The following is a 24,928-nucleotide window of genomic DNA, read 5'->3' as shown; positions in this document are numbered from 1 at the left end:
GGGGAACCACATCACGGACGTGACGAACGCCTCGCGGACGATGCTGTTCAACATCCACGAGATGGACTGGGACGAAGAACTCTTAGATGAGTTCGGCGTCCCCGAGGCGACCCTTCCCGAGGTGCGTCCCTCCTCCGACGAGAACCACTACGGAACGACGGACGCCGACGGCTTCCTCGGCGCGGAAGTTCCCGTCGCGGGCGCACTCGGCGACCAGCAGGCGGCGCTGTTCGGCCAGACCTGTTTCGACGAGGGCGACGCGAAGAACACCTACGGCACGGGGTCGTTCATGCTGATGAACACCGGCGACGAGGCCGTCGAGAGCGAGCACGGTCTACTGACGACCGTCGGCTTCCAGCGCTCTGGCGAACCCGTGAAGTACGCCCTCGAAGGTTCCATCTTCATCACGGGCGCGGCCATCGAGTGGCTCGAAGACATGACGCTCATCGAGGACGCCGCCGAGACCGAGGAACTCGCTCGGTCGGTCGATTCGACGGACGGCGTCTACTTCGTCCCGGCGTTCACCGGGCTCGGCGCGCCCCACTGGGACCAGCGCGCCCGCGGCACCATCGTCGGCATGACGCGCGGCACCCGCCGCGAGCACGTCGTCCGCGCGGTATTGGAGTCCATCGCGTTCCAGACGCGCGACGTGGCCGAGGCGATGGAGTCCGACTCGGGCATCGAACTGACGACGCTCCGCGTCGACGGCGGCGCGGTGAAGAACAACTTCCTCTGTCAGCTACAGGCGAACATCGTCGGCACCGACATCGCCCGTCCGGTCGTCGACGAGACGACGGCGCTGGGGTCGGCGTACGCCGCGGGCCTGGCCGTCGGCTACTGGGAGACGGTGGACGAACTCCGCGACAACTGGCAGATAGATAGCGAGTTCCAACCGAAGAGCCCCGGCGACGTCGAACAGCGCTACGGTCGCTGGAAGGACGCGGTCGAACGGTCGCTCGACTGGGCGCGCGACGGAGGTGAGTGAGCGTGGCGCTCGCCGAACTCTGGTCGATAGAGATGCTCATCGCCGCCTTCGCGGGCGGGGCGTTCGGGGCCGCGCTCGGCGCGCTTCCGGCGTTCGTCTTCACCGGCTTCATGGTCATCGCCGGCGAGGCGGCGAGCATCGCCAACGCCGACGCCGGAGCCATCACAGGTTCCGTCGCGTTCGGCGCGCCGTTCTCGCCAGCCATCAGCTTCGCGGGCGGCGCGGCCGCCGCGGCGTACGCCGCCAAGCGCGGCTACATGCAGTCGGGCTTCGACTACCACAACGCCAAGGACATCGCGTTCGCACTCGGGACGAAACCCGACGTGCTGGCGGTCGGCGGCCTGTTCGGCATCCTCGGCTACTGGCTGACGGTGATTTCGGCCACGTTCAACATGCCGTACGACCACATCGCCATGGGCGTCGTGCTCTCGGCGCTGTTCCACCGACTCATCCTCGGCTACGACGTCATCGGGAAGGTGCGCGGGAAGGGCCTCCTCGACATGACGCCGTTCGAGCGCGAAGAACTCCGCACTGCCGACGGCGCGTCGCCCTCGGGCGGCGCGGTGGCCGACGGCGGCGAGGAGACCCGTCTGGCGGTCGAACCGTGGCTCCCCCACCAGTACAAGTGGGGTAACGTCGCGGCCATGGGCGCTGTCGCCGGTATCTTCGGCGGGTACGTCGCCATGGTGACCGGCAGCGCGTTCCTCGCGTTCGGTATCAGCGCGGCGTCGCTGCTGTTCTTGAACCTCGGCGTCGAGCGGATTCCCGTCACCCACCACATGACGCTGCCCGCCGGGACGGCGGCGCTCGCCATGACGAACGGGGGCGCGGAGGGGTCGCTCGCCGTCGCGCTTCTCGTGGCCGGCGCGTTCGGTCTGGTGTCCGGGCTGTTCGGCGAGTTGTTCCAGCGCGTCTTCTACGCGCACGGCGACACCCACTGGGACCCGCCCGCCGCGGCCATCGTCTTCGGCACGTTCCTCGTGTTCGTGATGTACGCCATCGGCGTCTTCCCCAGCAGTTCGTGGGTCGCGACGCTGGGAATGTAGCCGCTCCCTCGCAAATTTATTAGCGACGATACCTTAGCACCGCCAACGTGAGCGACGGTTGGTCGGAACCCGATTCGACTGAATGAACATCGAAGACCGAATCCTCCAGCGGAAACGTCGGGGGGAACGACGGCGATTACTCGTCGACGAGAGCGCGCTGAGCCCCGTGTGGCACCCGGAGAGTCCGGTGGGCCGCGGGGCGACAATCGAGCGACTGCTGGACCGTCTCGACCCCGTCTTCGACGGCGAGACGCCGGACGACGTGTACGTCCACGGCCCCTCGGGGTGCGGGAAGTCCGCCGTCGTGACCGCCCTGTTTCACCACCTCTCTCGGCACCTCTCCTCGCCGACGAGCACCATCCAGACGACGACGCGGAGCGGTAGCGAGTCCGGCACCACGTTCGCGTACGTGGACGTCCGGACGGCGACCAGCGAGTTCGAGTTCTACCACCGACTGCTCGACGAATCGACCGAGGAGTCCGTCCCCCGGCGGGGACTCTCCACCGACGAACTGCGCGAGCGGATTCGACAGTACCTCCGGACGCAGTCGCTCGTCGTCGCACTCGACCACGTGGACGAGGGCGACCCGGCGCTTCTGGAGTGGTTGGCGCGCGAACGCGACGAGTGGTCCCGCGACGTGTCGGTGGTGGCCGTCGGACGGGCGCGCCCCGAGGCGGCCCCGGAGGCGGTGTCCGACGCGCCGACGGTCGAAGTGCCGCGCTACCACCGCGCCGAGGTGACGGACATCCTCACCAGTCGGATCACCGCGGGGTTGGCGCGCGACGCGGTGACGCACGGTCAGATTCGCACGCTGGCGACGTGGGCGGAGGGCAACGCCCACGACTCCCTCGCGGCGCTTCTCGGCACCGTGGACGCCGCACTCGACGACGGGGCGACCGTCATCGAGGAGAGCCACCTCCGGGCCGGCATGGACTCGGTGCCGCGCCCCTGCGTGTCGCTCGGGCGCGTCCTCGCACTCGCGGAGAACAGACAGGAGGTGCTGTGCTACCTGCTCGAACTCGACGAGTCCGAGCGCTCGTCGGTGCAGAAGACGGCGGACGCACTGGCCCGCCGGTCGTCGCTCTCCGCGAGCACCATCCGGCGCTACCTGTACGAACTCGCCGAAGAGGACGTGGTGGCGCGCGTCCAAGCCGACGAGTCGAACGGGGCCGGCCGGCCGCCGAGCAGGGTCGAACCGCGCTTCCCGACGCGGGCGTTCCAACGCCTGACGACCGTCGAGCGGCGGGCGTCGAACTGACCACTACCCGCGGAGTGGATAATTTATTGACGCGAATCGTTATACCGTTAGCCAGCGAGTCGTCCGAATAGAACGGTCGAACACGCCCGCCGAGCGGTTCTCGAACGGTCGAGTTCCGCGCGAACGCGACTCCCGACGGGGCGCGCCGGACGGGTGGGTTCCGTTCAGTACACTCATGTCGTCACACTCATCATCCGGCGGACGGCCGACCGACGAAGACGCAGTCCGGTACTTCTCGCGGACCGACCCGGTCAGCCTCCGCGTCGTCGAGGCCGTCGCGGCGTTCCACGGCGTCGACCCCCTCGAACTGCGGCCGTTGGCCGAACACATCGACGCCGACGCGTTGAACGCCCTGTTCTCGACCGTCGGGGACGGGGCTCTCGACGGTGCGATGGTCACCTTCCGCTACGAGGGCGCGCGGGTCACGGTCACCGGTCGGGGAGACATCGACGTCGTCGGAGCGGACCCCTTCGGTCGGCGCGAGTAGTCCCCCGTTCCCCCCGCCGCTGACGCCCGACCGGAAGCGACGAGTCCAAACGGCGCGCCTGACTACGTGCCGGTAATGGACATTCGGTTTCTCGGCGGCGCGCGCGAGGTGGGTCGGAGCGCCATCCTCGTGAACGACCGCCTCCTCCTCGACTACGGGATGCTGACCGGCAACCCGCCGCAGTTCCCGGTCGGCGCGCCCGACCCGGAGGCCGTCGTCGTCAGCCACGGCCACCTCGACCACGTCGGGTCGATTCCCGCGCTCCTGTCGGGCGACCGGCGGCCGCCGATACACTGGACGCCGCCGACGCGCGAACTGGCGCTGACGCTCGCGCGCGACACGCTGAAACTGCACGGCGTCTCCGGGAGCGGAGCGGCCGGAGGCTCGCGGGGCCGGAGGCGACGCGGCGGAAGCTACAACTGCCCGTTCACCGAGACGGAGGTAAAGCGCGTCACGCAGGTGTCGGAGACGCACGGCTACCGCGAGACGTTCGAGGCGGCGGGCCACGAGGTGACGTTCTACAACGCCGGCCACATCCCCGGAAGCGCCCACGTCCTCGTGGACGACGGCGAGACGCGCCTGTTCTACACCGCCGACTTCCACACCGACGACCAGCGGTTGGTGTCGGCGTCCGCCGCGCGTCCCGACGCCGACGCGGTCATCTGCGAGAGCACCTACTCGGACGTGGAACACGACCCACGCCGGAGAATCGAACGGCGGTTCGTCGAGAGCGTCGAGACGACGGTGTGGGACGGCGGTACCGTCGTCGTGCCCGCGTTCGCCATCGGGCGGACCCAAGAGATGCTTCTGGTCTGCGAGGCCAACGACATCGACTGCTACGTGGACGGGATGGGCAAGCGAGTCACGCGGATGCTCCGGCAGTACCCCGAGTTCGTCCGGGACGCCGAGGCACTCCGGCGCGCGAAGTCGAACGCCCGCTTCGTCACCGGCCGGGACGGACAGCGGAGACGCATCGCCGCGCAGAACACGGTCATCGTGACGACCAGCGGGATGCTCTCGGGCGGGCCGGCGATGACCTACGTGCCGGCGATACGGTCGAATCCGACGAACAAAGTCGCGCTCACGGGGTATCAGGTCGAGGGGACGCCCGGGCGCGAACTGCTGGAGTCGGGGCGGGCGGAACTCGACGGGCGCGTGATGCCCGTCAGCGCGCAGGTGGAGTGGTACGACTTCTCCGCGCACGCTGACAGAGGTGGCCTGCTGAGCCTGCTCGACTCCTACCGCGGCAGTCGCGTCCTCGTGAACCACGGCGACCGCTGTGCGGCGTTCGCCGAGGAACTCCGAGCGGACGGATTCGACGCCTCCGCGCCGGATATCGGCGACGCGGTGACGGTGTAGGCGTCGTCCGACCCGACGTACCCACCGGCGTACTCGGGGCTCACGCGCCGACGCCCCAGAAGAACGCGATTCCGAGGACCGTGACGAACGACAACAACAGTTGTAGCGGCGCGCCGACGCGGAGGAAGTCCGAGAACGTGTAGCCGCCGGGGCCGTAGACGAAGAGGTTCGTCTGGTAGCCGACGGGCGTCATGAACGCCGTCGAGGCGGCGAACGTCACCGCGAGGACGAACGCGAACGCGTTGGCTCCGATGGACTGCGCGGCGTTGGCGGCGACCGGAATCATCAGCACGACGCTGGCGTTGTTGCTGATGACGCTCGTCAGCAGGCCGGTCGCCAGATAGAACACCCAGAGGACGCCGAGCGCCGGCAGGAACGCCGCCGTCGAGGCGACGGCGGTGCCGAGAAGCGCGGCGGCCCCCGTCTGCTGGAGGGCGATGCCGAGGGGGATGACGCCCGCGAGCAGGAAGATGACGTTCCACTCGACGGAGGAGTACAGCTCGTTCGGTTCCAAGACGCCGGTGAAGACCATCGCGACCACCCCCGCGAGCGCCGAGACGACTATCGGGAGGACGTTCAGCGCCGGGAGCGCGACGACGCCGGCGATGATGGCGACGGCGAACGGAATCTTCTCCGTCCGGTAGTTCACGTCGTCGAACTCGTGGGCGACGATGAAGTCCTCGTTCTGGACGAGGCGGGTGAGGCTGTCCGGCGGGGCCTGCACCAAGAGCGTGTCGCCGACCCGGATGCGGATGTCCTCGAACCGGTCGCGGACGACTTCGCCGCGGGAGCGGAAGGCGAGGACGTTCGCGTCGTACCGCTGCCGGAAGGTCGAACTGGCGAGCGTCTCGCCGACGAGGAACGACCCCGACGGGACGACGACTTCGACGAGGACGGGTTCCTCCTCGTCGGAGTGCAGGTCCTCTTCGTTCTGCGGTCCGCCCGCGAACGTGAGTCCCTCCGCGTCCACGATGCGTTCGAGCGTGTCCCGGTTCGTCCTGAGGCGGAGCGTGTCGTTCTCGTGAATCTCCTTGCGGGCGAGCGGTTCGTCGAAGCGCTCCCCGTAGCGGACCAACTGGAGGGCGTCGATGTCGAGGTCGTCGTCGCCGAACGCCTCCTCGACGGTCTGCCCGGTGAACGACGAGTTCGCGGGGACGACGACGTCGGCGAGGTACGCCTGCAGGGCGTACTCCTCGACTAAGTCCTCGTCGGCCGGAATCCGCTCGGGAATCAGCCGGACGCCGACCGTCATCAGATAGAGCGCGCCGACGGCGAAGACGATGACGCCGAGTTTGGTGAACTCGAACATCCCGAACGCCGAGAGGCCGAGCTCGGGCGACTCCGCGCCAAGTTGGGCGGCGATGTCGCTCGCGAGGATGTTCGTCGAGGTGCCGATGAGCGTCAGCGTCCCCCCGAGCATCGAGGCGAACGACAGCGGCATGAGCAGCTTCGACGGCGACGTCTCCCCCTCGTGTGCGAGGTCCGAGATGACCGGCACGAGGATGGCGACGACCGGCGTGTTGTTGATGAACCCCGAGACGGGGCCGGTGACGCCGACGGTCGCGGCGAGCTGCTTGCGCCGACTGGTCCCGGCGAACGCGGCCATCTTCCGGCCGATGAGCTGGACGATGCCGGTCCGGTTGATGCCCGTGCTCAGGATGAGCATGGCCAGCACGGTTATCGTGGCCGGGTTGGCGAACCCGGAGATCCCCTCCTGCGGGGATATCTGCGTCCACGGTTCGAGAACCATCAGCAGGACCATCATGAGGATGGCCGTCACGTCGATGGGGAACCACTCCGTCGCGAACAGGACGAGAGCGAGGAGGATGAGCGCGAAGACGACGAGCATCTCGGCCGTCACCGAAGCCGAAGCCGAAGCCACGCTCTGAACGGCCAGAGAAGCCGCGGAGAAAGACATACCGAGAAGAGACGCTTCCGAGGGAAAAAGGAACGGTATCCGTCTCCGCCGCGGCGCGTCGCGCGAGGCGGTCGGAGGGTTCGTCCGCGCCCGACCCGGGTGCGGAAGCGACTGCGCGTCGCCTCAGACGGCACCGCGCGACGGGAGATTTGGGGGCGACGAGCAGTTTAACTCGGTTAAGGGCTTCTACGGAGTAATGAGTACCAAATCGGATGCCACCGAAGGGGCATTCTGGGGAGATGCCGACGACGAGGTGGCACTCCGGCGGTATCAGACGCTCTTCGATACGCTCGACGACGGCATCTATCACCTCGACGCCGAGGGACGGTTCCTCGCGGTGAGCGACGAACTCGTCGAGACGACCGGGTACGCTCGGGAGGAACTCCTCGGCGAACGCGTCTCCGTCCTCCTGACGGACGACGGCGCCGAACGGGTAGAGCGCGAAGTCGCGCGCCGAGTCGAGTCGGGGAGCCGCGAAACCGTCCCCTTCGAGTTGGACGTCCGAACCGCCGACGGCGGCACGGTTCCCTGCGAACTCCGGGTCAGCCCGCTCCTCGAAGACGGCGGGTTCCGAGGGAGCGTCGGCGTCGTCCGCGACCGCTCGGAGGCGAACCGGCAGGCGGAGGCGCGCGACCCGTCGCGGGCGTCGTACGAGTCCATCAGCACCGTCCTCGACGAGGCGGACATCGGCGTGTTCGTCCTCGACGACGAGTTCGAAGTCGCGTGGGCCGACGAGACCGCGGAGGAGTACTTCGGCCTCAACCGGGACGAAGTGATCGGGCGCGACAAGCGGGAGGTCATCCGGGAGACGGTGAAGGAACGGGTCGCTGACTCCGAGCGGTTCGAGGAGAACATCCGGGCGACGTACGAGGACAACAGCTACATCGAGCAGTTCGAGTTCCGGGTCACCGAGGGCGAGGAACGCGAGGAACGGTGGCTCGAACACTACAGCAAGCCGATAGACGCCGGACGGTACGCGGGGGGTCGAATCGAGCTGTACTACGACATCACGGACCGAACGGAGTCCGAGGACGCCCGCAGGGAGACCGAGGCGCAGTTTCAGTCGCTGGTCTGCGCCGTCGAGGAGTACGCTATCCTCCGTCTGGACCCCGAAGGACGGGTCGCAAGTTGGAACGAGGGCGCGGAGAGAATCAAAGGCTACACCTCCGAGGAGATAGTCGGAGAGCACTTCTCGGCGTTTTACACCGAGGAGGACAGGGCGGCGGGCGTCCCCGACCGGAACCTCGAACGGGCGACCGAGGAGGGGGTGATCGAAGAGGAGGGGTGGCGCGTCAGGAAGGACGGGAGCCGGTTCTGGGCGAACGTGACCCTCACGGCGGTTCGTGACGACGACGGCACCCACCGCGGGTACCTGAAGGTCACGCGCGATACGACCGAACAGCACAACCGGGAACTGGAACTGCAGAGCGAACTCCAGCGCATCCTCAGCCGAATCTCCGACGCGTTCTACGCCGTAGACGAGGAGCTGCGCTTCACGCACGTCAACGAACGCGCCGAGGAACTGCTCCAACACTCCGAGGAGGAACTGCTGGGCAAGTACCTCTGGGACGTGTTCCCCTCCGCCGCCGAAATCGACGACGTCTGGGACGCCTTCGAGACGGCGAGGCGGTCGCAGGAGGCGACCAGCTACGAGCTGTACTACGACACGCTGGACTTCTGGGTCGAGGCGAATCTCTACCCCTCCGAGACGGGCATCTCGGTGTACTTCCGCGACGTGACCGAACAGAAGAAGCGCGAACGGACGCTGGAGCAGTACGAGGCCATCGTGGAAACCGTCGGCGACGGCATCTACGCGGTGGACGCCGACTCGCGGTTCATCATGGTCAACGACGCGTTCTGCGAGATGGTCGGCTACGACCGCGAGGAGCTTCTCGGGGAACCCGCGGCGATAGTCCACGACGAGGCGGTGACGAGGCGGGCCGAGTGGTTGGTGGAGGACGTGTTGGACGGCGAGCGGACGCTCCCGAAGATCGAACTCGACCTGCGGACGAGCTCGGGCGAGGCGTTCCCCGCGGAGAGTCGCATCGCCCCCTTCCCGGACGGCGACACGTACGGCCGGTGCGGGGTGGTTCGAGACGTCTCCGAACGCGTCGAACGCGAGCGAGAGTTGGAGAAGTACGAGACGATAGTCGAAACCGTCGAAGACGGCATCTACGCGGTGGACGCCGACTCGCGATTCACGATGGTCAACGACGCGTACGCGAAGATGACCGGCTACGCTCGGGACGAACTGCTCGGCTCGAACGTCTCGTTGGTCGTCGCGGACGACACCGCCGAACGCGCGGCGGAGATGGAGGCGGCGTTGAGAGAGGGAGACGTCAGCGAACCGGTGCTGGAGGGGGTGTTGCGGACGGCGGACGGACGCCGCGTCCCCGCGGAGGCGACGTTCGCGCTGCTTCCGGGCGACAGCCACGAGCGCATCGGCGTCGCGCGCGACATCACCGAACGGAAGGCCCGAGAGCGCGCCTTAGAGGAGAGCGAACGCCGGTACCGAACGCTCGTCGAGCACTTCCCGAACGGAGCGGTCGGGCTGTTCGACGAGGACCTGACCTACACCGTCGCCGGCGGCGAGATGCTGACCGAACTCGGAATATCCCCCGAGGAGGTGGTCGGAGCGACCATCGTCGAGCGCTACCCCGAGGAGTTGATCGAGGAGGTCGAACCGCACTTCCGCGCCGTCTTCGACGGCGAATCGCGGACGTTCGAGATAGAGCGTCACGGCAGGTCGCTGTTGGCGCACACGCTCCCCGTCCGGAACGCCGACGACGAGGTGTACGCGGGCATGCTGATGCTCCAGGACGTCACCGAACGGAAGGAGTACCGCCGGAAGCTCGAGGAGTCCAACGAGCGCTTAGAGCAGTTCGCCTACGTCGCCTCCCACGACCTGCAGGAACCGCTCCGGATGGTCACGAGCTACCTCAAGCTGATAGAACGGCGGTACGCCGACGAACTCGACGAGGACGGCGAGGAGTTCATCGGGTTCGCCGTCGACGGCGCAGAGCGGATGCGCGAGATGATCGACGGCCTGCTCACGTACTCGCGCATCGAGACGCGGGGGAACTCCTTCCGGCCGGTGGACCTGAACGACGTTCTCGGCGACGTCCGCGAGGACCTCCAGATGCAGATAGCGGAGAGCGACGCCGACGTCGAGTCCGAGCGACTCCCCACCGTCGAGGGCGACGCCAGCCAGCTGCGGCAGCTGTTCCAGAACCTCCTGAGCAACGCCATCGAGTACAGCGGCGGCGAGCCGCCGAACGTCGAAATCACCGCCGAGCGCGACGGCGAAAGTTGGGTCGTCTCCGTGCGCGACGAGGGAATCGGCATCGACCCCGACGGTCAGGACCGCATCTTCGAGGTGTTCCAACGGCTGCACAGCCACGAGGAACGGCCCGGGACCGGCATCGGACTCGCGCTCTGCCGGCGCATCGTCGAGCGACACGGCGGCGAGATCTGGGTCGAGTCGGAACCCGGCGAGGGGGCGACGTTCTCCTGTCGGTTGCCGGACGTCCGAGAGTAGTCCGCCCGGCGTTCGGGAGGCGGCGCGGTGGTCGGGTCGCGAACGACCGCACCCGACGAGTAGGCGAGAGCGGAGAGAAAAAGGGGAGCGGGAAGCCCACCCCGCAGCGCAGTTCCTGCGGGCGGGGCGCGCGCCGCGAGACACGCGGAGGACTCATCCGTCTCCGCCCCGGACGGAGTGGTATGAGCCCGGACAGGAACCGCGCCCCGATTCGCGAGCTCGTGGCCGACCTGTCGGACCACCTCGAATCGACGGCGGAGCTACCGGTCGAACGGCCCGAGAGCGCGTACCTCGGCGAGGCGGAGGCCGTCGCCTCCGACGTTGCCTCGCTGTGGCTCGCGGGACACCCCTCGCGGGCGGGCGACGCCGACGTGTCGCTGACCGTCGTCCGGTCGCGCATCGAACACGTCGAGGAGTTGCTGTCGAACGTCGAATCGACGGAGAGCGAGGCGGCGAACGACCACGTCGAGGCGGCAAAGGCGCTGACCGAGGACATCCTCGCCCGCCTCGACGGCCGTTCGGAGTAGACGCGCGGGTCAGAAGCGCGTCACCTGGAACTCGCGGTAGCCGCCGTAGGCGATTTCGAGCGACCCCAACCACCAGTTCCATCGGTCGGCGACGCCGGACCCCTCGGGCGCGTCGCCCATCTGGCGGACCACCTCCGCGACGGTGAGGGGTTCGCCCCTGTCGGCTTCCGGTTTTCCCGACTCTGCGAGGTCGCGCGCCTGCCGAGCGACGACGCTCCGTTCGCGTTCGCTGCCGCCGAACGCCCGTTCGAGTTCGGTCGCCAGTTCCTCGGGGTCGAGAGGGGGCGGGGACTCCGGCACGGCCGGCGCTTGGGGACCGAGCGACAAGAATGGTCGCCGTCGCCGGTCACGACGCCCACGCGAGGACCCAGAAGACGACGCCGAACATTCCGAGGATGGCCACCGAGGACGCCGCCAACTCGGCGTCGCCGCGGCGACTGGCGAGGAGTGCGACCGTTCCCGCGAGGCCGAAAAAGAGGAGTCCGAACGCGACGAGGGCGGCCTTCGCCGCCCGGGAGGTTTCGCTCGGGTCGAGGCCGTAGTCGCGCGACTCGATTTCGGAAAGCGCGCCCTCGACGGCCGGGAAGTCGGACTCGGGCACGAAGACGAACGACGGACGCGAGAGCGACATCGAACCCGCGTACCGGAGGCGGACGACGCGCATCGACCCGAGGGACCACGACTCGTGAGCGCGGAGCGTTCGAACGTCATACGGGCGCGGTTTCGGTCCCGAGAGGACGCGGAGCGACCCCTCCTCGACCGACACGTCGCCCGCCGACTCGCGCGCGACGGCGACGACCCACGCGACGAACAGGCCGACGAAGAGGGCGGGGAAGACGACGGGGACGCGCGTCGCGGTGGCGAGAACCCCGGCGCAGAACGGCGTCGAAAGCAGGAGGTACCGCGGCCGCAAGTTGAGGTCGTACGGCAACAGGTCGCTCAGGTCGCCGCCGCCGTGCGCCGTGACGAGATAGAGGAGGGAGAACGGGCCGCCGACGAGGAGCAACGTCACGAGGACGACGAGGGAGTCCGGGGACTCGCCGGTCAGCGAGCCGTAAGCAACGATTCCGAGGAGAACGAAGACGAAGAGGAGGACCGCGGCGAAGAAGCCCGCGACGGCGTGTCTGACCGCGGTTCGGAGACGGGTCGGGGACGGGCGTTCCCACGAGACGACCGACGGGGAGGGAGGCCCGGCGCGTTCGCCGGTTGGAGGGACCATATCCGCCGGTTTTCCGTCCGCCGGGTTAACTGTTGGCCGGTCGACGGTTCGCGGAGACGATCCCTCGCGCCTACCGCCACCACTCGCTCCGGCGTTCCTCGTGTGAGGCGTCGCGGAACGGCGGCGGTTTCTCCCAGTTCTCCTCCATGCCGAGGGCGTACGCCATCCAGTAGCCGACGTGCCACCCGACCGCATCGGTGGCCGTGTCGTCGTCGAGGACGATTTCGAGACCGGTGTACGTCTCGACGACCCCGTCGCCGTCGGGGTCCGTCCCGGTCGTCCCGGCGCAGGAGGCCGCCTCCGCCGAACACGGCGGCGTCTCGGCGAACCGGACGGTCACCTCCGCGTTCGCGGGGTCGGAGACGTACTCGAAGGAGACGTTGTCGGGGACACCCGGCGGAGACCCCTCGTAGTAGTCGAGGGCGTGCTCGACCTGTCTGCGCGCCGCCTCGGGGTCCGTCGCGCCCGACGCGTCCACGTGGACGGTGAACTCCCCGTCGTCCCACGGGAACTCGCGTTCGGTCGCGTTCGGTTGCGTCTCCGTGTACAGGACGGACTGACTCGCCATCACGTCCGCGGGGGCGTCGTCGTGCCGCAGGCCGAGGGTGTGCCCGAGTTCGTGTTTCAGGACCAACACCGTCGAGGAGTCGGAGAAGCCGGTCCGAATCGACACCTTCGCCGGGCGTTGGATCTGGCGTCGGTGTTCGATGAGGGGCGCGCACCCGGCCGCCTCGGCGGCGTTCTCGCAGTCCTCCACCCTCTCGACGAACTGGACGACGACGTCGGGGTTCGCGGCGTCCGGTCGGACGACGTACTCGACGGGGTAGCCGGCGTAGCGTTCGGCGTTCTCCTCCCAGTAGGCCGTCGCCTCGCGCACCAACGGGGCCCAGTTCCGACCCGTGTCCGCCGTATCGCGTATTGCGACGACTATCGGGTCGTCGCCCCACGGACTCTCGCGGTCGGGGTGCGCCGTCGCCGTCGGCCCGGCGTCGGTCGGCGTTCGCGTCGTCGAGTCCGGGGTTCCGCCGGTCGGCGCGTCCGTCGACGTCGAGGGGTCCTCCGTCGGGATATCGACGGGGATGGCGCACCCGGCGAGGACGACGAGTGCCGCGAGAGCGAGGGCCCGGAGAGCGGTGCGAGACATTCGTTCGATCGGATGTGAATCGGCGAAACAAAAGAGCGTTCGGTCGGCGGAAACCGGGGTTACCGGTAGTCGCTCGCCTCGGACTCGGGTTCGACGCCCGCCAGTCGCAGGGCGTTCGTCGTCACGCCGAGACTCATGCCCATGTCGCCGACGACGATGGCGAAGGCGACGGAGATGAGGCCGAGGGGCGCGGCGACGGCGAGGACGGCCTTCATCGCCAGCGACGACCAGACGTTCTGCTCGATGATGCTCGTCGTCTTCCGCGAGAGCGTCACCAGGTACGGCAGGCGCGTCAGGTCGTCCGAGAGGAGGGCCACGTCCGCCGTCTCCAACGCGGTGTCGGTCCCGGCCGCGCCCATGGCGATGCCGACGCTGGCGGCGGCGAGTGCGGGCGCGTCGTTGACGCCGTCGCCGACCATGGCGACGTTCCCGTCGGCTTCGAGTTCGCGCACGGCGTCCACCTTCTCCTCGGGGAGGAGGTCGGCGCGCACGTCGTCCACGCCGAGTCGTTCGCCGATGACCTCCGCGGTCCGTTCGTTGTCGCCAGTGAGCATCACGACGCGTTCGACGCCGAGTTCGCGGAGGCGCGAGACGGTCCACGCCGCCTCCGGGCGGACGGTGTCGGCGACGGCGACGACGCCCTCCAGTCTCTCCTCGGTGCCGACGAGGACGACCGACTTCCCCTCGGATTGGAGGCGGGGGATGACCTCGTTCGCCAAGTCCACGTACGACCCGTGTTCGCACTCGCGGGCCGACGCCTCTGGCGTCGCGCCTGCGGCGGGACCGCCGTCGGTGCGGACGTGGGTGTGTTCGAGGTCGAAGCCGAGTTCGGCGAACAGCGACGGCTTCCCGGCGTAGTGCGTCTCGCCGTCCAAGTCCGCGCGGACGCCCTTACCCGTCAGGGCCTCGAACCCCTCGACGTCGCGGTTCGGCACCGCCTCGTCGTCGGCGCGGGAGACGATGGCCTTGGCGATGGGGTGTTCGCTCCGCGCTTCGAGGGCGGCGGCGCAGCCGAGGAGGTCGGACTCGGAGGTGCCGTTGACGGGCACCACGTCGGTGACGCCGAGTTCGCCCGTCGTGAGCGTCCCCGTCTTGTCGACGGCGACGATGTCCACCTCGTTCATCGCTTCGAGGTACGTCCCGCCCTTCACGAGGACGCCGTTGCGCGCCGCCGAGGTGATGCCCGAGACGACGGAGACGGGCGTCGAGATGACGAACGCGCAGGGACACGCCACCACGAGGAGCGTCAACGCGCGGACGAACCACGTCTGCCAGTCGCCGGCGAAGGTGAACTCGTACCCCGCCGCGCCGACCGAGACGGGGTCGGCGATGAGGAGGGGCGGCACCGCGGCGGTGAACACCGCGCCCGCGACGATTATCGGCGTGTAGTACCGAGCGAAGCGGTCGATGAACTGCTCGGACTCCGTCTTCTCGCGGTTGGCCTCCTCGACCATCTCGACGACCTGCGAGAGCGTCGAATCGTCGGCCGTCGCCGTCGCCTCGATTTCGAGGTAACCCTCCTCAACGATGCTGCCGGCGTACGCCTCGTCGCCGGGCGAGAGGTCCACGGGGACGGACTCGCCGGTGATGGGCGACTCGTCCACGGCGGACTCGCCCTCCGTGACGACGCCGTCCAGCGGTACGCGTTCGCCCGGGCGGACGAGAACCGTCTCGCCGACGGCCACGTCCTCGGCGGCGACGACGACTTCCTCGCCGTCGCGTCGGACCGTCGCCGTGTCGGGCGACAGTTCCATCAGTTCCCGCAGGGAGTTGCGCGCGCGGTCCATCGAGAAGCGTTCGAGCAACTCGGCGACGCTGAAGAGGACGGCCAGCGTCGCCGCCTCGAACGGCAGGTTCACCGCGATGGCGCCGACGATGCCGGCGGACATCAGCAGGTCGATGTCGAGGTTGCGGTTGCGGAGCGAGTAGTAGCCGTTCCGCAGAACCGGCACGCCCGCGGCGGCGATGGCGACGGCGTAGGCGACCCACGCGGTCGATATCTCGTAGCCGAGGGGGGCCGCGAGGAGGACGTCGAAGCCGGTAAGTAGGAACTCCAAGGCGAGTCCGACCGCGAGGAACGTCGCGCCGGCCCACGTCTTCAACGCGCGCGGACTCGTCCACACGGCGCGGGACTCGCCGGCGTCGGCGTCATCGTCCACCACGTCGTACCCCGCGCCCTCGATGGCGGCGACGAGGCGGCCGCGGGAGGTCACGTCGGGGTCGAAGGAGACGCCGACTTCGCCGAGGGTGGGTTGGGTGTCCACGTCGCCGACGCCCTCGACGGAGCGGAGCGCCGACTCCACCTTCCCTGCGCAGGAGGCGCAGTCCATGTCGGGCACGTCGAACGTCGCCGCCTCCTCGCCGAGGACCGAGTAGCCGGCGGCCTCGACGCGTTCGTGGACGGCGTCGCCCGTCGTCTCCGCGGGGTCGTACCCGACGTAGAGCGTTCCCGTCGTGGGTTGGGGGTCCACGTCTCGGACGCCGGCGTCGGCGCGGACGCTCTTCTCGACTTTCTCCGCGCAGGAGGCGCAGTCCATCTCCGGAACCGAGAGTCGGAGCGTCTCGCCCGCTTCGCCGTCCGACGCTTCGGCGGTCGCCTCCCCGTCGGTCGGCGTTTCGGCGGTCGGTGCCTCGTCCCCCGTTTCGCACCCGCAGTCTCCCCCGGACCCGCACTCGCCCCCGGACGAGTCGTGGTCGTGACCGCGGTGCTCGTCGTCTCGCGTCATACGCGTGGCTAGGCGACAGAAGGTTATTAATCCGACTACCAAATACGGCCGGTTTAGTGGGTTTTCTTGATAATGAAGTCGGGGTAGGATAATAACAACTCACGGACTCGTCGCTCCGCGTCGTAGTCGGCTGAGAGGAGTAAGCCCCCTTCTGTTCGTCCCGGCATTCGGCTGAGCGTCCGCGTCCTCCCCGGAGAGACTCCGGGGGCACCTCGGATGTCCCGAGGGTGCTGTCCGGACTACCTTGGCGGCGCGGACTTGCACCGGTGAGGATTCGCCGTTCCATCCGTTCTCGACCGTCTGCTCACGGGCGCGGTGCGCCCGTTCGCTTCGAGGCGGCTAACGCCGCCTCGCGCCCTCCGCGGGTTAACTCCCTCCCCTTACGGGTCGGTTCGCGCGCGAACGGGTCGCCCCGTTCGCGCCGTCGGCGGCCGATGGCCGCCGCGCGCTTCATCGGTCGGGTCGAGGGGTCTCGTTTCTGTTCCAGAGCCAGCCGTCTCCGACTCCGGGCTTGCGCCCGGTCACCCGTCCGGACGGTGGGGGGACTTTCCTCATGCGTCGCGGATGCGACGCACGGGAACCGGGCTCTCTCTGCCGTTCGAAACTACTCGGTTTCCCCGCATAAGGCGTTCGATTCGGCCGACCCCGCTCCGTTTCTCGCCTTCGAGACCGGGAATCAAGCCCCGAAACCGGTGGTGACAAGGGAAGCGTTCAAGTTCAACGAATACCTAAGAATAGATATGTCCGAGGCGCAGACCGTACACCTCACCTACGAGGATGGGGCGAGGGCGGTCGAGTTAGCGCGGGAATCGGTCGAATCGTACGTTCTTCACGGTCAACGTGAACAGCCAGGTAGCATGCGCGACGCATTCTACGCTCGAACCGGAGCGTTCGTACGCATCCAATCCACCCGGGGGCGGGGCCGGCTACGAGGGTGCGCCGGCGCCTACCGGGGGAAGAACCAACTGGGTCACGCCATCGTGGACGCCGCCATTCAGGCCGCGTCCGGAGATTCCTGCGGCTCCGAGATAGAACAGCCGGAGCTTCCGAATCTGAACATCTCGGTCTGTATCGTCTGCAACCACGTCCTGACGAACGATCCCGTGGCCGACATCGAACTCGGCACCCACGGCGTCGCCGTGGACAAGGATGGAAAGCACGGCTGGCTCTACCCGACGATACCGGTCGAGAACGGCTGGAACGAGGAGCAGTTCCTCACCCACGCCTGCCGGAAGGCGGGCCTGTCGCCGCTCGCGTGGCAGGACGAGGACGCCATGGTGACGCTGTTCGAGGGACAGGTGTTCCGCGAACGCGCCGACGGCGGCAGCGTCGAAGAGCTGTAAGAAGGAGGGGGACGGGGGGAAAGAGAGGTCGGCGCGCCTTCGGCCGCCGACGGCTCTGCGCCTCTCGTTTGCGGTTTTCGGTTTTTTCGCGGACTGTCGTCGGAGCGACTGCGCCGCGCGTTCGCCGCGGTCGGTCGCCGTCCGAATCCGGGTCTGAGGTCCGTTCGACCCCGCTCGGCCCGCCTACTCGTCCGACGGCTTTCCGCTCGCGTTCGCTCGCGGGAACCCGGTCAGCTCGGCGTCGCGGGCGGCGCGTTCCGCCGCCGCCTCGATGTCGAAGGAGACGCCCTCGACGAGTTCGCCGTCGCGGATGAGCGGTTCCAGCAGCGTCTCGCCGTCTTCGGGCCCCTCGCGTCCGCGGAAGCCGACGTGGTGGCCGCCGTCGGGCGTCCGGTACACCTCCTTCGCGCCGGTGAGTTTGCCGCGCTTGGCCGCCGGTTCGCCGTCTATCTCCACGATGTCGAGCGCGAAGTCCACCGGGTCGGCGTTCGAGACGTAGCCGCCGACGCCGAACCCGTCGGCGGCGTCGCGGAGGTGTCGCAGTTCCTCGGGGCCGAGGCCGCCGGAGACGAACACCTCCACGTCCTCGCCGTAGGCGTCGAGCGTCCACTGCACCTCGCGGACGATGTGCCGGAAGTCGCCGCGGCGCGAGGAGGTGGTGTCGAGGCGCACGCTGTCGAGTCTGTCGCCGAGTGCGTCCACCGCGCGAAGCACCTCGTCCGTCTCGTCGCTGTAGGTGTCACAGAGGGCGACGCGCGGGACGGACTCGTCCACCGCCTCATCGAACGCCAGCCACGCCTCCTCTTGGTTCCCGCGGCCGAAGCAGATCATCAGGGCGTGCGGCATCGTCCCCGACGCCTCGTGGCCGAGAATCTCGCCCGCCGCGACGTGGGAGATGCCGTCCAACCCGGCGACGAGCGCGCTCCGCTCTATCATCGCGGCGATGGAGGGGTGGACGTGCCGCGCGCCGAACGAGAGGACGGTGCTGTCCGGCGCGGCCCGGCGCACTTCCAGCGCCGCCGTGGCGACGCCGGAGGCGTGCGAGAGGAAGCCGAGAAGCGAGGTTTCGAACCGGGCGAACGCCAGGTACTGCCCCTCGATTCGCATCACCGGCCCGCCGTCGAACAGGCGGCCCTCGGGGATGGCATCGACGTCGATATTCCGGCCTTCCAACAGCGCGGCGGCGTCTTTCACCCCGGAGAGCAGTTCGTACTCGCCGGTCGGGAACTGGTCGGCGGTCACCTCGGCGACGACGCGCGGGTTCTTCCCCGCGTGCCGGAGCGTCGTCTCCGTTCGCTCGAAGTACGCGTCGGTCGCCGACCCGTCGAGGATGGCGTCCTCGCCGACGATGTCGAACGTAGTCATAGGGGTGGCTATTCGCGGAGCCACGAAAAGGTCACGTCTTGTACGCGTTACCGAGGGCGAACCGCGTTCGGCGCGGCGCGGTCAGCACACCGCGACGACGGCGCGGTAGACGTTGCCGTCGTGTTCGACGTACGGGCGGTCCACCCAGAACTCGTAGCCGTCGCCGCCTTCGATTTCGGCCCGCCCTTCGACGAGCGCGGTGTCGAACTCCGCCTTTCGCTCCGCCGTGAGGTTACCGTACGCGAGGACCGTCTCGTTCGAGGGTCGCTCGACGGCTTCAAGGTAGAGTATCGGGGGGCAGTCGTGCGTCGCGGACGACCCGGCCGCCCTCGTCGAGTCCGTCACCTTCGTCGGAGTCGTCGCCTCCGCGTTGTTCGTTGCGTACTTCGCTATCGCTTCGTCCGTCTTCGCCTCCGTCTCGTCGGCCGCCGTCGTCAGGTCCGACTGCGCCGGTCCCTCCGTCGCGGGCGAGCCCGGAGCGCCCGAACAGCCCGCCAGAACGACGAGCGCTGCGAGGCCGACGAGAAGTACTGTACGGGGGTGCATACAGGGTCCGATGCCGTTCGTAGGTAAGTGTCTTCTCTACCGATCCGGCGCGTGGACCCCGTCCAACTGGTCGGTCGTGGGAGCGTTGACGACGGTGACTCGCGTCCCCTCCCGCGTCACCCGGAACGCGTCGGCGTAGGGTCCGTCCGCGACGACGTACGTGTTCGGCCCCGTCCGCGTGGCGTTCAGCCCCTCTCGAAGCGCGGTTTCGTAGGCGGAGCGGAACTCCTCGGCGTCTTCCGCCGTCTCCCACTCGGTCGCCCAGACGTAGCCGAACTCGCCGTCGTCGCTCCGGTACGGGACGACGGTGTCGCCCGCCCACCCGTCGCTTTCGTTCGCCGCGTAGTCGTACCGCGAGTACGCCCCCGGGTTCCGTTCGAGCGACGACGACGGTATCGCCCCGTGTCGGTAGAGCATCACGAAGATGGGCGCTTCGCCGACGGTGTTACCGACCGGGTCGCGGTCGAACCGCGACCACGCGCCGTTCGACCGGTCCGGCACCCCGACGGTCAGCGGTCGGTCCTCGGGGTACGCCTCGGGGTGGACGAGTTGCTCCGTCGAGGCCGGCACGCTCGCGTACGCCTCGTTCACGGCCGCCCATCCGCCGCGTTCGCGGAGCGAGTCGACGAGCGTCGGACCCTCGCTGTACGGCGTGTACACGGTCAGGTAGACGCCGAAGTCGAAGTTCTCGCGGTTGGGGTTCGTGTCGGGTCGCCGGATGCAGTCCCACTCGCCGCCGCACCGTCGCTCGTACAGCCTCTCGACGTACCGCGCGTCGCCCTCGACCAGTCCGTCCTCCGCGAGTCTGCCGTCCAGCGTCTGCGGCGCGCCGTCGATTTCGAACTGCTGGTACTGGAGGGCGTGCATCAGCTCGTGCGACAGCGTCGCCCGGTCTATCACCGGGTTCTCGGCGTCGCTGACGACGACGATGCGCTCCTCGGAGGGCGAGTAGTACCCGAGAACGGCGTCGCCGTACAGCTCGTCGAACGTCGACTCGACGGTCCTGTTCTCGCCGATCAGAAGGAGCGCCTCCCACACTTGGTCGTTCCACCCCGGCCCGGCGTCGTCGCCGCCGCCGTTCGACCGGTTGCGGTACTCGGCGCGCGACATCACCGCCACCTCCACGGACTCCTCGAACTCCAGCCCCCGGATGCGTTCGACGCGGGCCATCGTCCGGCCGACGAACGCCTCGCGTTCGGAGGCGTTCAGACCGTCGGACTGGTCCACGTCGATGGACTCGTTGTACCAGTACCCGGCCTCCCACCCGAGGCGGTCGTTCTTCGGGTCTTCCGGCCACCGCCACGCGTTCGGAGTCGGGTCCGCGACGGGCGCGGCGCACCCCGAGAGGACGAGCGTCAGCGCTGCGAGAACCGCGACGACTCGGACGCGCGTGACGTTCACGCGTCGAAGCAACGGCGCGGCCGGACAAAAGGATTCGCGGCGGCGACGCGCCGTCAGGACTGCCGCGGGCGGATGTCGTCGAGGTCCTTCGGCGTCGGCCCGTTGACGATGACGACGCGGGTGCCGTCGCGGGTGACGCGGAACGCGTCCTCGAACTCGCCGTTCGGGACGACGTACGTGTTCTCGCCGCGTTTCGTCGCGCCGTGCGCCGAGAGGATGTTCTGGTACGCGTTCTGGAACTGCCGGGCGTCGGCCTCGGAGTCCCACTCGGTCACCCAGACGTAGCCGTACTCGCTGGCGTTGCCGGATCCCTTCTTGTACGGGAACAGGCGGTCGTTGCCCCACCCGTTCGAGGGTTTGGCGTCGTAGTTGTACGTGTCGTAGCGGCTATCGATCTGGAGGATGGACCGCGGGTTGACGGTGTCCGCGCCCGTCGTGCGCGCCTGATACCAGAACATGGCGAAGATGGATGCCTCGCCGACGGTGTCGGACCCGCCCTGCCCCTGGCTCCGGAACGTGGACCAGCCGTTTCGGCCCCGGTCTCTGAACTGGATTCGGACGGGCTTCTCGTCGGTCCGATGGATGACCTGTTCTGAGGACTCCGGCGGGTTCTCCATCTGGGCGTCCACCGCGTCCCACCCGCCGCGGCGGTGCTGTTCGGCGATGAACACCGGGCCGTCGGAGTACGGTTGGAAGATGGTGAGGAAGATGCCGAGGTTCGGCCCACCGCCCGAGGAGTTCCCGGAGGATCCGGACGACGCGCGTTGCGGCGCGGGGACGCAACTCCACTCGCCCTCGCACATCTCGGCGTAGCGGAGTTCGACGTACTTCGCGCTCCCCTCGACGGCCCCGTCGATGGCCAAGTCGCCGTCCTGAGTCTGGCCGGTGTACTTCCGCTTCGTCAGGTCGTAATGTTGGTCCTGAAGCGCGTGCGTGAGTTCGTGGACGAGCGTCGCGTTGTCGATGGTCGGCGAGTCCGGCGAGTCGGTGATTATCTTTATCTCGTCGTCGCGGGGGGAGTAGAAGCCCGCGACGGCGGATTCGCGCGTGCCGCTGATGCTCGATTGGCTGTCGGCGGCCTCGCCGGTGATGAACAGGGCCTCCCACACTTGGTTGTTCCACTGGTCGAACTCGCTCGGTCCGGTGGCGGAGGGCGTGCCCGTAGAGCGGTTCCGGTACTCGGCCCGCGAGAGCACTTCGACCGAGACGCGCTTGCGGAACTCCTTGTGGCGGACGTACTCGACGCGGGCCATCGACCGCCCGACGAACGCCCGCATCTCCTCGTCCGAGAGGCCGTCCGATTGGTCCACTCGGATGGGCTCGCCGTACCAGTAGCCGTCCTCCCACCCGAGGACGTCCTTCTCGGGGTCGGAGAAGTTCTCGTCCGGCGTCGCGAGCGTCGGTGCGTCCGAGTCAGACCCGCCGGCGTCGGCGTTCGGGTTCACCCCGGGGGCGGAACACCCCGCGAAAACCAGAAGTAAAGCGAGAGACGCGGCGACGAGTCCGTGGCGCGGTGGCATTGTGGGGTCTGATGGACCGGGGGCGGAAGTACCTTTCCGCATCGGCCGGGGGTGCGCGGAGTCGCCGCGACGCGGCCCCGAACCGGGAGACGGCCCGGAGGAGAGCCGGCGTACAGTTTTGTGGAGCGGCCGACAACGTGGTGGTATGAGCGAGTACGCGTTCGACGCCGACCGAACCGCCGTGATAGTCGTCGACATGCAGAACGGCTTCTGCCACCCGGACGGGAGCCTGTACGCGCCGGGGAGCGAGGAGGTGGTAGACGACGTGGCCGCCCTCGTCGCCGACGCGCGCGAGGCGGGCGCGGCGGTGGTGTACACCCGCGACGTGCACCCGCCGGACCAGTTCGAGGACGCCCACTACTACGACGAGTTCGAGCGCTGGGGCGAACACGTCGTCGAGGGGACGTGGGAGACGGAACTGGTCGAGGACCTCGACGTGCGCGAGGAGGACCACGTCGTCGTGAAACACACGTACGACGCGTTCCACCGGACCGAGTTGGAGGGGTGGCTGAACGCCCACGGCATCGAGGACTTGGTCATCTGCGGAACGCTCGCGAACGTCTGCGTCCTCCACACCGCCGGGAGCGCCGGCCTCCGCGACTACCGGCCGGTCCTCGTCGAGGACGCCATTGGCGCGATAGAGGACGAACACAAGGAGTACGCCGTCGAGCACGCGGGATGGCTGTTCGGCGAGGTGACGACGCGCGAGGAGGTGCGGTTCGAGTAGTCGGAGTCAGTCCTCCCAGTCCAGGTCGTTCGCCGCGCGTTCTTCGAGTTCGACGCGACCCTCCGGAATGCGATATTCGCGGAGCAACGTGCGGCGCGCGTCCGATTCGTCGACGGTGTCATCGACGGCGTACGCCCGCCACGTACAGAATTCGGGCGTGAACTCGGCGACGGCGTAGCCGTTGTACTGCGAATCGAACCACTCGATATGGGGGTTCTCCTCTAAGACGACTTCGCGGTGTTTGTCGGCCGTCAGGGCCGGCGACTCGGACTCGACGTCGGTCGAGTCCTCAGCCCCCCAGAAGTTCGAGGCGTCGGACTCGCTCGATATCGCCGGGGCCATCAGTTCGACGCCGACGCGTTCCTCCGCCGAGGGAATCGGCGGCCGGTTCTCGGTGGACTCCCAGTCGTTCAGCACGTACGACACCATGTAGTTGTGCATGTCGCCGGTGAGCGCGACGTAGTTCTCGACGCCCTCGTGGGCCAATCGACCGACGATTTCGCGCCGTTCGTGTTCGTACCCGTCCCAGTTGTCGTAGTCGCGGTAGAACTGCCCGTCGTCGTTGCTCGACCGCCAGATGGGCGAGAACGGCACCTCGTTCCCCCACGTCAGCCACGTCGCGTCGCTCCCGAGAGCCGTATCGAGGAACCACTCGCGCTGTTCGAAGCCGAGCATCGTCCGGTCGCCGTCGTCGGCTTCGGGCGCGTTCGGCGGGACACCGACTTCCCGCCGCCTGGCGTCGTCGCCGCCCGGGGGCATCGACCGGAAGAGGCGTTCGTCGGTCATCAGGAGTTCGACCAAGTCGCCGAACCGCAGGCTGCGCCACATCCGGAACCGGTCGTGGAGGTGGTCGGCGTCGGCGTCGTATTCGACACGAGCGGGGTTGTACTCCCACCACACCCGAATCGAATCCCGGTACAACCGGGTCATGAACTCGTCGTCGTCGTTCCGCGGATGGTCGTCGGACCACGGGCGGTCGTTCTCGTAGTCCCAGAACGGGTTGTTGACGTACTCGTGGTCGTCCCACGTCGGGACGAACGTGTGTCGGGCCAGCGCCCGCTGGAAGAACTCGTCGCCGCGGTACGTCCGCCAGAGGTGTCGGTAGTCCTCTAGCGTCCACGCGACGGCGTTTCCGCTGGGGAGCGTGACCGAACGGCCCTCGAACCGCGAGTCACCGGCGTACTCGTAAATTTGGTCGCCGAGGTGGACGAGGTAGTCCACGTCCTCTTCGGCGATGTAGCCGTACGACGGGTAGTAGCCGTCCTGATACGACTGACAGGAGACGACGGCGAGGCGGAGACTCTCCGGGCTCGCGTCGGGTGCGGGAAGCGTGCGGCAGCGACCGACCGGACTGTTCGCACCGGCGTGGTGGAACTGGTAGTAGAGGTGGCTGTCGCTCGGGAGTTCGCCGTCGAGGTCAACCTTCACCACGTGGTCGTGGTCGGGCGTGACCGAGTCCGCCGCGATTTTCCCCTCGTACACCGTCTCTGAGAACGACTCGTTGGTCCCCACTCGAACGTACGTCGGTTCCGACCCCGAGTACGCGCCCTCCGAGAGTTTCGTCCACAGAATCGCGCCGGCGTCGGTGGGTCCGCCGCTTGCCACCGACAGCGGAAACGCGTCGCCGTCGGAGTCGGTCGTCCAATCGACGGTACCCTCCTCGACCGACTCGGCGCTGACGCCGCGGACGATGTCCGCGTCGAGTAGCGCAGTGGCGACGCCGCCGGCCGCCACCGCGCCCGCAGTTCGGAGAACCTCTCTCCGATTTGTGACATTCTCGCCTTGGGTATTGTCCGCCATGAGACACGGATACGGTAGT

Annotated in this window: 19 protein-coding genes and 1 other RNA gene; 9 read left to right on the top strand and 11 right to left on the bottom strand. The window is 68.3% G+C overall.

What is annotated here, in order from left to right; all coding sequences use genetic code 11:
• From ACFQEV_RS02615 to ACFQEV_RS02595, 5 genes are all read left to right on the top strand, one after another.
• Positions 1-985: FGGY family carbohydrate kinase (locus tag ACFQEV_RS02615; RefSeq protein ID WP_379692427.1), on the top strand; the 985-nt coding region annotated here is incomplete at its 5' end.
• 2 nt (positions 986-987) lie between these two features.
• Positions 988-2,031: a DUF7973 family transport facilitator gene (locus ACFQEV_RS02610; RefSeq protein WP_379692425.1), complete on the top strand. Its 1,044-nt coding sequence runs from the start codon at positions 988-990 to the stop codon at positions 2,029-2,031.
• An 82-nt stretch (positions 2,032-2,113) separates the two neighbouring features.
• Positions 2,114-3,289 carry a Cdc6/Cdc18 family protein gene (locus ACFQEV_RS02605; protein ID WP_379692423.1) on the top strand — a complete coding sequence of 392 codons (1,176 nt, stop codon included), beginning with the start codon at positions 2,114-2,116 and terminating at the stop codon, positions 3,287-3,289.
• Positions 3,290-3,464: 175 nt separating this feature from the next.
• Positions 3,465-3,776 (top strand): HalOD1 output domain-containing protein, encoded by a 312-nt coding sequence (locus ACFQEV_RS02600; protein ID WP_379692422.1) that lies wholly within the window; start codon positions 3,465-3,467, stop codon positions 3,774-3,776.
• A gap of 75 nt (positions 3,777-3,851) precedes the next feature.
• Complete coding sequence (locus ACFQEV_RS02595; RefSeq protein ID WP_379692420.1) at positions 3,852-5,135, top strand: MBL fold metallo-hydrolase; 1,284 nt, start codon at positions 3,852-3,854, stop codon at positions 5,133-5,135.
• Between the two features lie 40 nt (positions 5,136-5,175).
• On the opposite strand, the gene ACFQEV_RS02590 is transcribed toward ACFQEV_RS02595, so the two are convergent.
• Positions 5,176-6,984 carry an SLC13 family permease gene (locus ACFQEV_RS02590; protein ID WP_379694508.1) on the bottom strand — a complete coding sequence of 603 codons (1,809 nt, stop codon included), beginning with the start codon at positions 6,982-6,984 and terminating at the stop codon, positions 5,176-5,178.
• 265 nt (positions 6,985-7,249) lie between these two features.
• Here ACFQEV_RS02590 and ACFQEV_RS02585 point away from each other — a divergent pair, with 265 nt between their 5' ends.
• Complete coding sequence (locus tag ACFQEV_RS02585; protein WP_379692419.1) at positions 7,250-10,591, top strand: PAS domain S-box protein; 3,342 nt, start codon at positions 7,250-7,252, stop codon at positions 10,589-10,591.
• A gap of 182 nt (positions 10,592-10,773) precedes the next feature.
• Positions 10,774-11,118, top strand: a complete 345-nt coding sequence (locus tag ACFQEV_RS02580; RefSeq protein ID WP_379692417.1) for a hypothetical protein — start codon at positions 10,774-10,776, stop codon at positions 11,116-11,118.
• A 9-nt stretch (positions 11,119-11,127) separates the two neighbouring features.
• On the opposite strand, the gene ACFQEV_RS02575 is transcribed toward ACFQEV_RS02580, so the two are convergent.
• From ACFQEV_RS02575 to rnpB, 5 genes are all read right to left on the bottom strand, one after another.
• Positions 11,128-11,418, bottom strand: a complete 291-nt coding sequence (locus ACFQEV_RS02575; protein WP_379692415.1) for a hypothetical protein — start codon at positions 11,416-11,418, stop codon at positions 11,128-11,130.
• A gap of 46 nt (positions 11,419-11,464) precedes the next feature.
• Positions 11,465-12,337 carry a hypothetical protein gene (locus tag ACFQEV_RS02570; RefSeq protein ID WP_379692414.1) on the bottom strand — a complete coding sequence of 291 codons (873 nt, stop codon included), beginning with the start codon at positions 12,335-12,337 and terminating at the stop codon, positions 11,465-11,467.
• Positions 12,338-12,407: 70 nt separating this feature from the next.
• Positions 12,408-13,481, bottom strand: coding sequence for a matrixin family metalloprotease (locus tag ACFQEV_RS02565; RefSeq protein ID WP_379692412.1), 1,074 nt, complete (start codon positions 13,479-13,481; stop codon positions 12,408-12,410).
• 59 nt (positions 13,482-13,540) lie between these two features.
• Positions 13,541-16,207 (bottom strand): heavy metal translocating P-type ATPase, encoded by a 2,667-nt coding sequence (locus ACFQEV_RS02560; RefSeq protein ID WP_379692410.1) that lies wholly within the window; start codon positions 16,205-16,207, stop codon positions 13,541-13,543.
• 128 nt (positions 16,208-16,335) lie between these two features.
• An RNA gene (gene rnpB, locus ACFQEV_RS02555) (RNase P RNA component) lies at positions 16,336-16,803 on the bottom strand.
• A 144-nt stretch (positions 16,804-16,947) separates the two neighbouring features.
• On the opposite strand from rnpB, the gene ACFQEV_RS02550 reads away from it, so the two are divergent.
• The gene (locus tag ACFQEV_RS02550; protein WP_379692409.1) at positions 16,948-17,550 is read left to right on the top strand and encodes a TIGR00296 family protein; all 603 of its coding nucleotides are present in this window, start codon (positions 16,948-16,950) and stop codon (positions 17,548-17,550) included.
• Between the two features lie 183 nt (positions 17,551-17,733).
• On the opposite strand, the gene ACFQEV_RS02545 is transcribed toward ACFQEV_RS02550, so the two are convergent.
• The 4 genes from ACFQEV_RS02545 to ACFQEV_RS02530 form a co-directional block, all read right to left on the bottom strand.
• The gene (locus ACFQEV_RS02545; protein WP_379692407.1) at positions 17,734-18,915 is read right to left on the bottom strand and encodes a nicotinate phosphoribosyltransferase; all 1,182 of its coding nucleotides are present in this window, start codon (positions 18,913-18,915) and stop codon (positions 17,734-17,736) included.
• 81 nt (positions 18,916-18,996) lie between these two features.
• The gene (locus ACFQEV_RS02540; protein ID WP_379692405.1) at positions 18,997-19,461 is read right to left on the bottom strand and encodes a DUF7979 domain-containing protein; all 465 of its coding nucleotides are present in this window, start codon (positions 19,459-19,461) and stop codon (positions 18,997-18,999) included.
• Between the two features lie 36 nt (positions 19,462-19,497).
• Complete coding sequence (locus ACFQEV_RS02535) at positions 19,498-20,862, bottom strand: Hvo_1808 family surface protein (RefSeq protein WP_379692403.1); 1,365 nt, start codon at positions 20,860-20,862, stop codon at positions 19,498-19,500.
• A 53-nt stretch (positions 20,863-20,915) separates the two neighbouring features.
• On the bottom strand, positions 20,916-22,382 hold the full coding sequence (locus ACFQEV_RS02530) for an Hvo_1808 family surface protein (protein ID WP_379692402.1): 1,467 nt from the start codon (positions 22,380-22,382) through the stop codon (positions 20,916-20,918).
• 145 nt (positions 22,383-22,527) lie between these two features.
• Between ACFQEV_RS02530 and ACFQEV_RS02525 the strand changes: the two genes are divergently transcribed.
• Positions 22,528-23,109 (top strand): cysteine hydrolase family protein, encoded by a 582-nt coding sequence (locus ACFQEV_RS02525; protein ID WP_379692401.1) that lies wholly within the window; start codon positions 22,528-22,530, stop codon positions 23,107-23,109.
• 6 nt (positions 23,110-23,115) lie between these two features.
• Here the strand turns inward: ACFQEV_RS02525 and ACFQEV_RS02520 are convergent, their stop codons facing one another.
• A complete protein-coding gene (locus tag ACFQEV_RS02520; protein WP_379692400.1) occupies positions 23,116-24,909 on the bottom strand; it encodes an alkaline phosphatase D family protein in 1,794 nt (597 codons plus the stop codon).
• Positions 24,910-24,928 lie beyond the last annotated feature (19 nt).

The sequence above is a fragment of the Halopelagius fulvigenes genome (assembly GCF_042662625.1).
GTDB lineage: Archaea > Halobacteriota > Halobacteria > Halobacteriales > Haloferacaceae > Halopelagius > Halopelagius fulvigenes.
The sequence above is the reverse complement of the archived record's forward strand: the minus strand, read 5'-3'. Positions and strand labels throughout refer to the sequence as shown.

Excerpts from the sequence above, each read along its gene's own strand:
- ACFQEV_RS02530 (WP_379692402.1), bottom strand. The coding sequence starts at position 22,382 with ATGCCACCGCGCCACGGACTCGTCGCCGCGTCTCTCGCTTTACTTCTG.
- ACFQEV_RS02560 (WP_379692410.1), bottom strand. The coding sequence starts at position 16,207 with ATGACGCGAGACGACGAGCACCGCGGTCACGACCACGACTCGTCCGGG.
- ACFQEV_RS02570 (WP_379692414.1), bottom strand. The coding sequence starts at position 12,337 with ATGGTCCCTCCAACCGGCGAACGCGCCGGGCCTCCCTCCCCGTCGGTC.
- ACFQEV_RS02540 (WP_379692405.1), bottom strand. The coding sequence starts at position 19,461 with ATGCACCCCCGTACAGTACTTCTCGTCGGCCTCGCAGCGCTCGTCGTT.
- ACFQEV_RS02600 (WP_379692422.1), top strand. The coding sequence starts at position 3,465 with ATGTCGTCACACTCATCATCCGGCGGACGGCCGACCGACGAAGACGCA.
- ACFQEV_RS02565 (WP_379692412.1), bottom strand. The coding sequence starts at position 13,481 with ATGTCTCGCACCGCTCTCCGGGCCCTCGCTCTCGCGGCACTCGTCGTC.
- ACFQEV_RS02550 (WP_379692409.1), top strand. The coding sequence starts at position 16,948 with ATGTCCGAGGCGCAGACCGTACACCTCACCTACGAGGATGGGGCGAGG.
- ACFQEV_RS02585 (WP_379692419.1), top strand. The coding sequence starts at position 7,250 with ATGAGTACCAAATCGGATGCCACCGAAGGGGCATTCTGGGGAGATGCC.
- ACFQEV_RS02595 (WP_379692420.1), top strand. The coding sequence starts at position 3,852 with ATGGACATTCGGTTTCTCGGCGGCGCGCGCGAGGTGGGTCGGAGCGCC.
- ACFQEV_RS02525 (WP_379692401.1), top strand. The coding sequence starts at position 22,528 with ATGAGCGAGTACGCGTTCGACGCCGACCGAACCGCCGTGATAGTCGTC.
- ACFQEV_RS02580 (WP_379692417.1), top strand. The coding sequence starts at position 10,774 with ATGAGCCCGGACAGGAACCGCGCCCCGATTCGCGAGCTCGTGGCCGAC.
- ACFQEV_RS02545 (WP_379692407.1), bottom strand. The coding sequence starts at position 18,915 with ATGACTACGTTCGACATCGTCGGCGAGGACGCCATCCTCGACGGGTCG.
- ACFQEV_RS02590 (WP_379694508.1), bottom strand. The coding sequence starts at position 6,984 with ATGCTCGTCGTCTTCGCGCTCATCCTCCTCGCTCTCGTCCTGTTCGCG.
- ACFQEV_RS02605 (WP_379692423.1), top strand. The coding sequence starts at position 2,114 with ATGAACATCGAAGACCGAATCCTCCAGCGGAAACGTCGGGGGGAACGA.
- ACFQEV_RS02520 (WP_379692400.1), bottom strand. The coding sequence starts at position 24,909 with ATGGCGGACAATACCCAAGGCGAGAATGTCACAAATCGGAGAGAGGTT.